The organism is Kineosporia mesophila, from assembly GCF_021129235.1.
Classification (GTDB): Bacteria; Actinomycetota; Actinomycetes; order Actinomycetales; family Kineosporiaceae; genus Kineosporia; species Kineosporia mesophila.
In genome coordinates this window covers 15607-27762 of record NZ_JAJOMA010000024.1, presented here as the reverse complement: position 1 = coordinate 27762, position 12156 = coordinate 15607, and the positions used below count along the sequence as shown (strand labels likewise).

Below are 12156 nucleotides of genomic sequence, written 5' to 3'. Positions count from 1 at the left end.
AGGCTGAGGACGCACCGTGACCAGGCACGCCCGTAGTTTCCACCGGGAGGTACCGAAATGCCCGAGTACCAGCGCACCCTCACCATCGCCGCCAGCCCGGACGAGCTGTTCGACTATCTGTCCCGGGTGGAGAACCTGCCCAACTACTTCGCCGGTCTCACCGACGCCCATTCCGCCACCGGCGACGAGGTGCACGTGACGGCCCGGATCCCCGCCGAGGCCACGCACAGCGGCCACGCGGAGCGGGTCGAGTCCAATGCCTCGTTCGCGGTGGACGCCGACCATCGCGCCATCACCTGGGGCACCCCGGCTCTGAACGATCACAACTACGGCGGAAAGCTGCAGGTCACGCCCGAGGGAGACGGGGCCCGGCTGGCCGTCACGCTGCACACCGAGCACGACGATCCCGAGACCATCAACGCCGGTCTCGACCAGACCCTGCACAACGTCGAGCGCCTGGTCACTCAGAAGCCCCGTCTCCAGAACTGAGCGCCCACCTTCCGAGCGCCTGTCTTCTGAGAGTCGGGTTCTGAGCATCGGGTTCTGAGAGTCAGACCAGGTCGAGCAGGTCGCCGAGCCGGGATAGCACGCGGTGCGGGCCGCTGGGGTGGGGGTCGGCCTCGTGCATCCCGTACGGGTCGTGCAGGAGGGGCGTGAGGCCGGCCGCGGTGGCGGACCGCACGTCGAAGAAGACGGTGTCACCCACATAGGCGATGCGTGGGGACGCCGGCACGCCCAGGGCATCAAAAGCGTGCAGGAAAATGGCGGGGTCGGGTTTCCGGACCCCGACGACGTGCGAGTCCACCACGCAGGCCACCCGCGCGACCCCAGGGGTGTCGACGCCACAGATGCCGAACCGGGCCAGGTCACCCTCTACCTGGCCCTCGGCGTTGGAGACGATCCCGATCGGCACGCCCCGGTCGGCCAGTGACTGCAACGTCGGCGCCGCCGACGGCATCGGGTGCTGCCACAAGGTGTGGTTGAACCCGTCGATGAAGGCGTCGGCCGCCGACTTCTCCTGCCCCTCGATCTGTGCCCCGGTGGCCCGCAGGAAGGCCCGGGCGTAGGCCTGCCAGTCGGAATCCTCCCCCTCGGCCCGGGCGTGATCCATGGCGTGCGCCCCGGCGAAGTGGGCCCGCTCGAGATCCGCCGTACGGGTCGAGCCACCGAACGGAGCCACCAGAGGACCGGTCGTCTCCGGATTCGGCAGCAGCAGAACCCCACCGGCGTCGAACAGCACTGCGTCGAACTCGGTCATCCGCGCATCATCCCTCGCATCACGAAACCAGTGCCATCCTCGGCTGCCCCCACATCACGAACCTGTGCCGGCCCAGCCCTGCTCAGCCCGACCCAGCTCAGCCTTGTCCCGGCCCTGTCTCAGCCCTGTCCCGGCCCTGCCCTGTCTCAGTCCTGTCCCGGCTCACCTCAGCAACCACCCGTTGTCCTCGGCCAGCCGCACCGCCTCGGCCCGGGTGCGGGCGCCGGTCTTGCCGATCGCCGAGGAGAGGTGGTTGCGCACCGTGCCCTGGCTCAGGCTCAGTTTCCGGGCCAGGTCGGCCACCGTGCCCCCACCCCGCGCGGCGGCGAGCACCTCGGTCTCGCGGGCGGTCAGCGGACTGGCCCCGGCGGTGAGCGTCTCTGCGGCCAGGGTCGGATCGACGACCCGCAGCCCCTGATGCACCCGGCGCACGGCATCGGCCAGCTGCCGCGCCGGCGTATCTTTCACGACGAACCCCGCAGCCCCCGCCTCCATGGCCCGCCGCAGATAACCGGGCCGCCCGAACGTCGTCACGATCAGCACCCGGCAGCCCGGCACGGCCCGGCGCAGCTCGGCCGTGGCCGCCAGCCCGTCCATCCCCGGCATCTCGACGTCAACCAGTGCCACCTCGGCCTTGCTCTCCAGTGCCGCGGCCACCACCTCGTCGCCCCGCCCCACCTCGGCCACGACCTCCAGGTCCGGCTCCAGCCCCAGCAGGGCCGCGAGCGCCCCACGCACCATGGCCTGGTCGTCGGCGAGCAGCAGCCGGATCGTCACGAGCCCACCCTCAACCGAAAACCCCGGCCCTCGTCGCCGCGCCCCACCGACACGCTCGCGCCCACCGCCTCGGCCCGCTCCCGCAATCCCCGCAACCCGTTCCCCATCCCGTTCCCCGGACCGTGCCCCGAGGCGTCCACCGACTCGTCCCCCGACCCGACCACCACCGCGTCCACTGACCCCGGACCGTGACCGTCGTCCACAATTTCGACGCACGTCCGCGACAGCGTGACCCGGCAGTGCCCCGCCCCGGAGTGCCGCACCACGTTGGTCACCCCCTCACGCACCGCCCAGCCGAACAGTTCGCGCCGGTCGCCGGGCACCTCGTCCACCGCGCTCGGCAGTTCGGCCACGATGCCCGCGGCGTCGAGAGCGATGCGCGCCGACACCAGCTCCGAGGGCAGGGTGACCTCGCGGTACCCGGACACGGCCGCGCGCACATCGGCGAGAGCGTCGCGGGCCAGCCGCTCGACGTCGGCGATCTCCTGCTCGGCCCGGCCCGCGTCGAGACTCACCAGGCGACCGGCCAGTTCGCTCTTCATGGTGATCACGGTGAGCGAGTGGCCGAGCAGATCGTGCAGGTCGCGGGCGAAGCGGTCGCGCTCCCGGGCCACCGCCAGCCGGGCGATCTGCTGCTGCGCCTGGGCGAGCTGGATATTGCGAGCCACCATCTGCGAGATGCCCCAGACCGCGACCGAGGACAGCAGGATGGAGAAGGCCAGACCGTCTTGCTGCACCCAGCCCGGAACCGTACGGGTGGCGGTCTCCACGCCCACCACCAGGCCGACCACACTGGCCAGCGCCCACCCAGGACGCATCAGCATGATCGCCATCACCGCGTCGTAGACGGCGAGCGTCAGACCGTACTCACCGACGAGCAGGCAGAGCGACAGAGTCAGGGCGACCGCCAGGACGAGCACGGTGAGGAAGCGGACCGGGCCGACCTCTTCACCGACCCAGCGGCGGCTGCGGGCCATCTGGAACGCGTAGATGTAGAGCGCGCAGAAAACCAGCAGCACGGCGATCGCGACCACCCGCTGGACCAAGGACTCCAGATCGAGCGCGGCGCCGAAGGTCTCGCTGAGGAAGAACAGCCAGACCCCGGACAGCAACCAGCTCGGCGAGAAGACCCACCGGCCGACGCGCAGGCGGCCGAACATCACGGGTGCAGTGGTTTCCGTGCTCATGCCGACCTCCTCACGCGACCCGACGAGCTGATGGAAAAGACCGTATCCGACCCCACCGACAGTCTTCAGACCCGCTGGGTGTCGCGGCGGAAGAGCAGTGCGGTGCCGGCCACGAAGACACCGGTCCAGAGCAGCAGGTCGGCGACATGACCGAGGGTCAGGCCGGAGTCGGTGATCGGGCTGCGGGCCACCAGACCCACGGCGTAGGTGGGCATCCACGGGGCGATGTCCTGGAGGGCCTGCGGCATCTGGTCGAGCGGCTGGAACAGGCCGCCGAAGAAGCTCATCAGGGCCAGCAGCGGCCCCATGAACTGCATCGCGTTCTCGGCCGGGATCAGGTATCCGAGGAACAGGCCGAGGGCGGCGAAGACCAGCGAGCAGAACCAGCTCAGCACCCCCGCAGCGATCCATTCACCGAAGCTCAGCTGAGCCCCCAGAGCGGCGCCCACCCCGAGCACGATCACGACCGGCACGACACCCAGAATCAGCGCCGCACCGACCTTGGTGAGCACGTAACCGGTTGGCCGCAGCGGGGTCAGGCGCAGCTGCCGGGTCCAGCCCTGTGACCGCTCGACCGAGACCTGGGCGCCGATCGAGGTGGTCGCGATCATCGCGCCGTAGACGGCCATGCTGATCATCACGTAGGCGAAGGCTTCCGGGTCGCTGTCCCGGTAGCCGTGCCCGAAGAGCAGGAAGAACACCGGAGGCATGATCACCAGGAAGATCAGGGTGCGCCGGTTGCGCAACGAGCGGCGCAGTTCGAGCAGGAGGTAGGTGGGGCTGAAGGTGACCGGTCCGCGTTCGATACTCGTCGTGCTCATCTCAGAACCCCTGTCCCGTCGTGGCTTCGTCGGTGGTGAGCGCGATGAACGCGTCCTCCAGGTTGCGCGAGGTGACCTCGAAGTCGTGCGCGGTGGTGCTGGTGATCAGGTACCGCAGCACCGAGTCCGAGTCACCGCACGCGATGGTGACCGAGTCACCGCGCTGCTGAACGGATGTCACGCCCGGCAGAGCGGCCAGCGCGACCTGGTCGGCCCCCGGCAGCACCACGCGCACCTGCCGGCCGGCGGCCATGCCCCGCACCTGCGAGGCGGTGCCGTCCGCGACCACCGCGCCCTTGCGGATCATCACGATCCGGTCGGCGTAGGAGTCGGCCTCGTCCAGGTAGTGGGTGGCGAAGAGAATGCTGCGGCCCTGGGCGGCATCCTGCCGGATCGCGTTCCAGAAGGCGCGCCGCGCCTCGACATCCATACCCGTCGTCGGCTCGTCCAGCACCAGTAAGTCGGGTTCGGGCAGCAACGCCAGCGCGAACCGCAGACGCTGCTGCTCCCCTCCCGAGCACTTCCCCACCCGGCGCCCGGCGATCTGCGTGATCCCGGCCCGTTCCAGCACCTCACCGACCGGACGCGGCTGCCGGTACAGCGAGGCGTTCAGCTGCACCGTCTCCCGCACGGTCAGGTCTTTCAGCAGGCCGCCGGTCTGCATCACGGCGGCGATCCGGCCCTGCGCGACGGCCTGCGCCGGGTCCAACCCGAACACCTTCACCGAGCCCCGCGTCGCCCGGCTGAGCCCGAGCAGAATATCGATGGTGGACGTCTTTCCGGCCCCGTTGGGCCCGAGGAACGCCACGACCTCACCCGGCGTGACGGTGAGGTCCAGCCCGTTCACGGCGGTCACCGCCCCGAAGCTCTTGACCAGACCGGAGAGCTGCACAGCGGGAAGCGTCTCCTGAATCGCTGTCGTGTTCATGTCGTCCAGGCTCCCGCCGGACGACGCCCCGTACCGATGCCGCTCGTCATGATCCGCCCATGACAAGTGTCATGGGCGGAGAGGCATCACCCGTTCAGAGCGGCCCGGAGCGTACGGACGAGGTGGGCGTCGGCCTCCGGCGCGCCGGCCGAGGGGATGCGGTCGTCGCCGTCCAGGAGCGGGGCCAGCTCGGCCGCCGCCCGGTCCCGCAGGTCGGGGCGCTGCGTGAGGGCTCGGGCCAGGACGCGGGCCACCGAGTCCACCACCTGCGCGGTGCCGGTGGCCCCGAACTCGCCGATCCGGATCGCCAGGACCCGGTCCACGGCCTGTTCGGGGGTCAGGTCGCCGAGTTCGGCCAGGGCGTCGAGGGCCAGGGCGCGCGAGGTCTGGTCACGGCCGGCCCACGACTCGCGGCCGTGCTCGGCGATGTCGCGCAGCAGCGACAGCCACTCCTCCCGCAGTTCGGGGCGGGCCCCCACGAGCCGGTTGCCCAGCGGCACGGCCGTCTCCAGCGGTGGGCCGGCGGCGTCGACCTGGGCCAGCAGCGCACGCCACACCGGGGCGAGGCCGCCGTCCGGTTCTGCCCCGGAAAAGACCGGGCGCAGCAGGATCTCGATGGCCGCGACCTGCACCGCGCGGCCGGGGTAGGAGCGGCGCACCCTCTCCGCGACCAGGCGCAGGCACACCTGGGTCAGGGCAGGTGAGGGGTGCTCGGCCCAGAGGGTGAGCATCCGGTCGGCGTCGAACCCGGCCGCGCCCAGCTGCCAGGCCGGCTCGAAAGCCTCGGCATCAGCAGAGATCGCGGCGTGGGCGGCCATCAACCAGGCCCGGTCCTCGTCACGCTCGACGGTACGCGGCATCGCCGCGGTGATGGCCTGCAGCGCCTGGTCTCTCAGTTCCGGGCCGAACCCGTCCGGGCTCCGGACCGCGAGGTGGGCCAGCACCTCGGCCCCCGGACGGGGTTCCTGCTCGAGCGAAGCGATCAGCTGGGCCACCACCTCCGGTGAGGGCGGCAGCTGGGCCAGGACGGATACCCACTGGCCGGCCCGCGCCGGCCAGGCCACGACGGCCCGGCGGATCAGGTCGAGCAGTTCGGCGCGGGCCCAGGCGACCGGACGCGGCCGCGCACGGAAACCGATCAGGGCCGCGGGCAGGGCCAGCGTGGTGTCGCCGAAGTGCACGCCGGGCGGTTCGGGGGCCTGCGTCAGCCGGCCGGCCGCCTGCGTCCAGCGTTCGTCCTGCACCCCGAAAAGCATCACCATGCAGGCGGCCTCGAGCTCGGGAACGCCTGTGCTCTCCAGTTCGGCCACCACGTCGCAGACCTCGGCGGAGCGTTCCGGGCCGCCGGGAAGCACGTACCCGAGCGCGGCCACCACGGCCGCCGCCGCGGAGGGTTCCAGCGGCGTGCGGGCCAGCGCCAGCAGCCCGTCGACCGCGGCCCGGCCGGCGGGCCGGGACAGGTCGGCCACCTGGCACCAGCAGTAGGCCAGATCCTCGGCGCCCAGGCCGGATTCGTCGACGTCGGCGAGCCGCAGCAGCACCGGCACCGCCCGCGCGCCGGCCGCCTGCACCATGAGTTCCAGGGAGCCCGCCGCGTCCGAGGCCGGGTACTCCTGCGCCTGCGCGGGCCACAACCGGGCGAGATGGTCGAGTGCGCCGGGCAGATCGAGCCCCAGGCCCACCGCCGACCAGACCGCCGCGAAGACCACGTCGTCCTGACCCGCGTCCACCAGCATCTGAAGGTCGTCGGCGGTCAGGGCCCCGTGCCGGGCGAGAGGCTCCATCAGCGCCACCCGGGCCTGCGGATCCTTCTCTGCCGCAAGACGTTCCCGCAGCGCAACGGCCACATCGAGATCGTCCCGAACGATCGTCCAGTGCGACGAACACTCGTAGGCCGCGATCCGCACCTCGGGATCGAGGTCACCGGTCAGGGGCAGCAGCTCCTGCGCCACCTCCTCCAGCCCGTCCCGCGCCGCGGCAGCCAGGTCGGCGGACGCCAGAGCCATGCTTCCGGTGACCGACTCCCCGTAGACACTCAGCAGTTGCAGCGCCCCCAGCCGCCCCGGAGCTTCCCGGTCCACCGCGACCTCGACGAGGAACGGCAACGCCGCCACCGTGGCCGGGTAGACGGTGCCCTGGTGCAGGATCGACGCGTACAGCGCCTCGACCGCCTCCGGCCAGTCCACCGTGCGCAGTTGCCCGAGCAGGTCCGGCGTGTCCGTCGCCCCACCGTAGGCGTGCGTGAGGGACGGCCAGTCGACCGCTTCCAGGCTTCGGATCATGGCCCGAACAGTAGCGAACCGGCCAATACCACCTGCACAGACTCACAGTTCTAGAACACCGGGGAGGTTTTGCATGATCACGGACGAAGGAGGGATGTGGTCAGGGCTTGCTGCAGATGGGTGTCCGCGCGGATGTCGCCGGGGACGAGGGTTCTCTCGTCCGCGGCCACCAGGGAGGCCAGGTCGGCCGTGACGCCCAGGCGCAGGTCGGGGCGGTCGGCGAGGGCGTTGCGGATCACCCGGGTCGCGGGAAGGACGGTCCCGGTGATCCGGCGGGTGCCCGCGGCCTCGCGCAGACCGGCGACCGCCCGTTCCAGTGCCTGTTCCGGGACAATGTCGCCCAGGGCCTGCAGGGCCTCCACCGCGACCGGGTCCGGCAGGCGGTGCAGGGCCGCCAGCCACTGCGCCCGCAGCTCGGGACGGACCGTCACCAGCTGGTTCCCCAGCCGGACAGCCCCGGGCAGCGCACCGCCGGCCACCTCCAGCAGGCCGAGCAGGGCGGGCCAGACCGGCTCCGGCAGGTCCGGCGCTCCCGTGAGCACCGGCGACAGCAGAATCTCCAGGGCCGCGACCTGCACCGTTCGGCTGCGGTACATGCCCCAGGAGGTGCGGGTGATCAGGTCGAGGCAGACGGCGTCGACCCCCGGCGAGGCGTGGGTGGCCCAGATACGCAGCAGCTCGTCCTCGCCCGGGCCCGACTCGCTGATCCGCCAGGCCCGGCTGAACGCCGCGGGGTCGCCGGAGTCGAGCAGGGCCTGCGTGATGAGCAGCCACGCCCCGGCGTCGCCACCGGGCACGGGCAGGGCGTGGATCGCGCTGTGGGTGGCCACGTCGAACACCGCGGGCCGCGAAAAGGCCAGCCGGGCGAGCAGCCGCACGGCGGCCTTCGAGGGGGCTGCGAGGAGAAGAACTTCGACCAGAGCAGGGGACGCCGGTACCTGGCTCAGCAGTTCGGTCCACGTGTCGGCAGTGGTGGGCCAGGCGGCGATCGCGGCCCGGGCGAGCGCGACCAGCTCCGGGCCGTCCCGGTCATCGTCGGCGAAATCAGCCAGAGCGGAGGCAAAATCGACCGACGCTCCACCGATGCCGAGGTACGGCGGCTCCGGGGCGGCCAGCGCGGCCCGGGCGTGGGAGACCCAGCGCCCGTCACCCGTCACGAGCAGCGCCACGGCGAGCGCGGCCTCGTCCTCCGGCGAGCCGGGAACCAGCCGCGCCAGGCAATCAGCAGCCCGGGAGTCGCCGACCGGAGAGTCGCCGGCCACGACATCAGCAGCCCGGGAGGAACCGGCGATGGCGTCCGCCGGGCGGGAATCATCAGCCGGGGAATCAACAGCCAGGGGCAGCAGTGGAATCAGGGCGCCGAGCAGGTCTTCGAGGTCGGCGGGAACGGCCCGTTCGACCAGGGCCAGCAGCGCATCCCGCGCCGGCTCCCCGGCCGAACGCGAGATCAGCGCGAGATCGTGCCAGGCCCAGGCCAGTTCACCGACCGTGGACCCGGCGACGCCACCGAGCCCCGACAACACCGGAACCGCCCGGACCCCGGCCGCCCGCACCAGGCGTCCCAAAGTGTCGTCCCGGTCGCAAGAAGGCCATAGGCGTACCAGATGCTCTGCCGCGCCGTGGATCTCGTGACCGGAGGTCAGTGACGCCCAGGCGGCGGCGAACACCGCGTCGTCCCGCCCGATCACCCGCAGGCGATCGAGGTCGCCCGCGTCGAAGTCCCGCAGGCGGGTCAGCGCCTCGACCAGCGGTACCAGCGAATCCCGCTCACCCTCCAGCCTTTCCCGCAGGAACCAGGCGGCCTCCGGCAACCACACCCCGGCCTGGTAGATCGCGGCCCGCACCTCCGGGTCGGGATCGGCGGCCAGCGGCAGCACCGCCTGCGACGACTCCCGCAGCGCGGCAGCCGCTTCCCCCCTCAGAAAGTCGGGACCGGCGCCCCGGGAAACCGATTCCCCGTACGCCCCGAGCAGTTGCAGGGCCCCGGACCGCCCGGCCGCGTCCGGGTCGAGGGCGACCTCGACGAGGAAGGGCAGGGCCACCACGGTCGCGGGAAACACCTCGTCGCCGGGTACGAGCATCGAGGTGAGCTCGTCGGCGGCGTCCTGCCACTCGTCCTCCAGCAACTGCCCGACCAGCCCGGGCACGTCGTCCGCCTCGCCGAAGGCATGCGTCAGCGACGACCAGTCGACGGCGTCCAGCGGATTGAGCACGGGCGAACGTTACACAAGCCGCACAGAAACAGAATCGGCCGTCACGCAACGACTTTGCGTGACGGCCGATCGACGGTACGAAGTATCAGCAGCCCGGGAGGCGTGCGCCGAGCCACGCGGTGACGGCGTTCAGCGGCACCCGCTCCTGCTCCATGGTGTCCCGAGACCGGATTGTGACCGCGTCGTCTTCCAGCGTGTCGAAGTCGACCGTGATGCAGTACGGCGTACCGATCTCGTCCTGGCGGCGGTAACGGCGGCCGATGGCCTGGGCGTCGTCGAAGTCCACGTTCCAGGAGCGGCGCAGCTCGGCGGCCAGGTCGCGGGCCTTCGGCGACAGGTCGGCGTTGCGCGACAGCGGCAGCACCGCGGCCTTGACCGGGGCCAGACGGTGGTCGAGCTTGAGCACCGTGCGCTTGTCCACGCCGCCCTTGGTGTTCGGCGCCTCGTCCTCGGTGTAGGACTCGATCAGGAAGGCCATCAGCGAACGGGTCAGGCCGGCGGCCGGCTCGATCACGTAGGGCAGGTAACGGGTGTTACTGGCCTGGTCGAAGAAGCTCAGGTCGTTGCCGGACTTCTCGCTGTGGGTCTTCAGGTCGTAGTCGGTACGGTTCGCGACGCCCTCGAGCTCGCCCCACTCCGAGCCCTGGAAACCGAAGCGGTACTCGATGTCCACGGTGCGCTTGGAGTAGTGGGAGAGCTTCTCCTTGGCGTGCTCGTACAGGCGCAGGTTGTCCGGGCTCAGGCCGAGGTCGGTGTACCAGGCCATCCGGGTGTCGATCCAGTACTGGTGCCATTCCTCGTCCGTGCCCGGCTCGACGAAGAACTCCATCTCCATCTGCTCGAACTCACGGGTGCGGAAGATGAAGTTGCCCGGCGTGATCTCGTTGCGGAACGACTTGCCGATCTGGCCGATGCCGAACGGCGGCTTGCGGCGCGCGGCCTGGTAGACGTTCTTGAAGTTCACGAAGATGCCCTGCGCGGTCTCCGGGCGCAGGTAGTGCATGCCGGCCTCTTCCTCGACCGGGCCGAGGTGGGTCTTCAGCATGCCGCTGAACTGCCTGGGCTCGGTCCACGCGCCGCGGGTGCCGCAGTTGACGCAGACGATCTCCTCGAGCGAGGTGGCCGGGCGGCCCTTCTTCGCCTCGAACTCCTCCTCGAGGTGGTCGGCCCGGTAACGCCGGTGGCACGACTGGCATTCGACCAGCGGGTCGGTGAACACCTCGACGTGGCCGGATGCCTCCCAGACCGCGCGCGGCAGGATGACCGAGGAGTCCAGGCCGACGATGTCGTCGCGGCTGGTGACCATGGTGCGCCACCACTGGCGCTTGATGTTCTCCTTCAGCTCGACACCGAGCGGGCCGTAGTCCCAGGCCGAGCGGGTACCGCCGTAGATCTCACCGCTGGGGAATACGAATCCCCGGCGCTTGCTGAGACTGACGACGGCATCGAGGCGGGATTCCTGCTTGGCGGCCACGAACGGCTCACTCCATCCGGCGGGGCGTCGACGGGGCGACTCCTGGAAATCTGACCCGGCTTAGGGTAGTCCGGTTCGGACCGTGGTTCCGACGCGGTGGGATCTACTCGACGATCAGGTCGCTCTCGTGCTCCTGCCGGCCCTGCGCGGGCGTCCAGGTGGCGAGGTCCTCGAAGGCGGTCGGCTCGTCGATGCAGCGGTACATCAGCGGCACGGCGCGCACCTTCACCTCGGGGTTCGACAGCGCCCGGCGGTAGGCGCCGACGTTCTCCCAGCGGGTGGAGAGCACCCACAGGGCGGGCTCGTCGATCGAGCGGCCCACCCGTCCGTCCAGGCAGCCCGGCCTCGCCGTGAGCGCGGTCAGGGCCTCCCGCGCGAGGCCGGCGAACTCGTCGGCCTCCTCGGGGGGAACGCGGTATCGGGTGACGACGAACACGTACCCAACCTACCGGTGCGCCCAGGGCGAAAGGTTTTGACGAGGCCAGGGCCAATATTTGAGAATGAGTCCCATGTATGACGCCTTAGGCACGCCTAACGTGAAAAGCTGCCGGGCATGAGCACCAACCGGCGCGAGACCAAGCAGCGGGTGGCCGTCTCGGCGGCGCTCGACCAGGTGAACGAGTTCGTCAGCGCCCAGCAGCTGCACTCCATCCTGCGCGACACCAGCGACGGCGTCGGGCTCGCCACCGTCTACCGCACCCTTCAGCAGCTCGCCGAGGACGGCGAGGTCGACGTGGTGAAGACCGCCGACAACGAGTCCATGTACCGCCGTTGCAGCCGCGGGCACCATCACCACCTGCTGTGCCGCTCGTGCCGGCGCACCGTCGAGGTGGAAAGCCCCTCGATCGAGAAGTGGGCGCAGAAGGTGGCCTCCGCCAACGGCTTCGCCGAGGTCGACCACGTCGTGGAGATCACCGGCATCTGCGCGGACTGCCAGGCCAGGTAAACGCAAAAGTAAGGACGCCCACCACGACTGTGGTGGGCGTCCTCACTTTTCGAGGGGTCAGCGCTCCTCGCGGAACTCCACGTGGGCCCGCACGACCGGGTCGAACTTGCGCAGCACCATCCGGTCGGGGTCGTTGCGGCGGCTCTTGCGGGTCACGTACGTGTACCCGGTGCCGGCCGTCGAACGCAGCTTCACGATCGGTCGCAGTTCGGTGCGGCTCGCCATCTCGATCACTCCTTGAATAGTTCGGACTGATCGAGACAACTAGAG

General features: G+C 70.7%; 12 protein-coding genes. 2 read left to right on the top strand and 10 right to left on the bottom strand.

The genetic code is table 11. The features are described 5' to 3' along the window. Nucleotides 1-57 precede the first annotated feature (57 nt). A complete protein-coding gene (locus LR393_RS27215; protein ID WP_231487739.1) occupies nt 58-489 on the top strand; it encodes an SRPBCC family protein in 432 nt (143 codons plus the stop codon). 61 nt (nt 490-550) lie between these two features. On the opposite strand, the gene LR393_RS27210 is transcribed toward LR393_RS27215, so the two are convergent. The 9 genes from LR393_RS27210 to LR393_RS27170 all read right to left on the bottom strand — a co-directional run bounded on the left by LR393_RS27210 (nt 551) and on the right by LR393_RS27170 (nt 11376). Continuing rightward, nucleotides 551-1258: an HAD family hydrolase gene (locus LR393_RS27210; RefSeq protein WP_231487738.1), complete on the bottom strand. Its 708-nt coding sequence runs from the start codon at nt 1256-1258 to the stop codon at nt 551-553. Between the two features lie 162 nt (nt 1259-1420). Then, entirely contained in the window at nt 1421-2035 is a 615-nt protein-coding gene (locus tag LR393_RS27205; protein WP_231487737.1) for a response regulator transcription factor, read from the bottom strand. Beyond that, nucleotides 2032-3222, bottom strand: a complete 1191-nt coding sequence (locus tag LR393_RS27200; RefSeq protein WP_231487736.1) for a sensor histidine kinase — start codon at nt 3220-3222, stop codon at nt 2032-2034. The genes LR393_RS27205 and LR393_RS27200 overlap by 4 nt, the downstream gene beginning before the upstream one ends. Before the next feature lie 65 nt (nt 3223-3287). Beyond that, on the bottom strand, nt 3288-4043 hold the full coding sequence (locus LR393_RS27195; protein ID WP_231487735.1) for an ABC transporter permease: 756 nt from the start codon (nt 4041-4043) through the stop codon (nt 3288-3290). Between the two features lies 1 nt (nt 4044). Continuing rightward, nucleotides 4045-4971, bottom strand: a complete 927-nt coding sequence (locus LR393_RS27190) for an ABC transporter ATP-binding protein (protein ID WP_231487734.1) — start codon at nt 4969-4971, stop codon at nt 4045-4047. A gap of 86 nt (nt 4972-5057) precedes the next feature. Further along, complete coding sequence (locus LR393_RS27185; protein WP_231487733.1) at nt 5058-7253, bottom strand: hypothetical protein; 2196 nt, start codon at nt 7251-7253, stop codon at nt 5058-5060. A gap of 77 nt (nt 7254-7330) precedes the next feature. Beyond that, nucleotides 7331-9466 carry a hypothetical protein gene (locus tag LR393_RS27180; protein WP_231487732.1) on the bottom strand — a complete coding sequence of 712 codons (2136 nt, stop codon included), beginning with the start codon at nt 9464-9466 and terminating at the stop codon, nt 7331-7333. Nucleotides 9467-9551: 85 nt separating this feature from the next. Then, nucleotides 9552-10940 carry a glycine--tRNA ligase gene (locus LR393_RS27175; RefSeq protein WP_231487731.1) on the bottom strand — a complete coding sequence of 463 codons (1389 nt, stop codon included), beginning with the start codon at nt 10938-10940 and terminating at the stop codon, nt 9552-9554. Nucleotides 10941-11043: 103 nt separating this feature from the next. Beyond that, entirely contained in the window at nt 11044-11376 is a 333-nt protein-coding gene (locus tag LR393_RS27170; protein WP_231487730.1) for an antibiotic biosynthesis monooxygenase family protein, read from the bottom strand. A gap of 117 nt (nt 11377-11493) precedes the next feature. Here LR393_RS27170 and LR393_RS27165 point away from each other — a divergent pair, with 117 nt between their 5' ends. Continuing rightward, entirely contained in the window at nt 11494-11886 is a 393-nt protein-coding gene (locus tag LR393_RS27165; RefSeq protein ID WP_231487729.1) for a Fur family transcriptional regulator, read from the top strand. Nucleotides 11887-11943: 57 nt separating this feature from the next. Here LR393_RS27165 and rpmG read toward each other — a convergent pair whose 3' ends face one another. After that, entirely contained in the window at nt 11944-12111 is a 168-nt protein-coding gene (rpmG, locus tag LR393_RS27160; protein WP_231487728.1) for a 50S ribosomal protein L33, read from the bottom strand. Nucleotides 12112-12156 lie beyond the last annotated feature (45 nt).

What these genes read in the sequence shown, in the direction of transcription:
- LR393_RS27215 (WP_231487739.1), top strand. Translation starts at nt 58, where the DNA reads ATGCCCGAGTACCAGCGCACCCTCACCATCGCCGCCAGCCCGGACGAG.
- LR393_RS27210 (WP_231487738.1), bottom strand. Translation starts at nt 1,258, where the DNA reads ATGACCGAGTTCGACGCAGTGCTGTTCGACGCCGGTGGGGTTCTGCTG.
- LR393_RS27200 (WP_231487736.1), bottom strand. Translation starts at nt 3,222, where the DNA reads ATGAGCACGGAAACCACTGCACCCGTGATGTTCGGCCGCCTGCGCGTC.
- LR393_RS27195 (WP_231487735.1), bottom strand. Translation starts at nt 4,043, where the DNA reads ATGAGCACGACGAGTATCGAACGCGGACCGGTCACCTTCAGCCCCACC.
- LR393_RS27190 (WP_231487734.1), bottom strand. Translation starts at nt 4,971, where the DNA reads ATGAACACGACAGCGATTCAGGAGACGCTTCCCGCTGTGCAGCTCTCC.
- LR393_RS27185 (WP_231487733.1), bottom strand. Translation starts at nt 7,253, where the DNA reads ATGATCCGAAGCCTGGAAGCGGTCGACTGGCCGTCCCTCACGCACGCC.
- LR393_RS27165 (WP_231487729.1), top strand. Translation starts at nt 11,494, where the DNA reads ATGAGCACCAACCGGCGCGAGACCAAGCAGCGGGTGGCCGTCTCGGCG.
- rpmG (WP_231487728.1), bottom strand. Translation starts at nt 12,111, where the DNA reads ATGGCGAGCCGCACCGAACTGCGACCGATCGTGAAGCTGCGTTCGACG.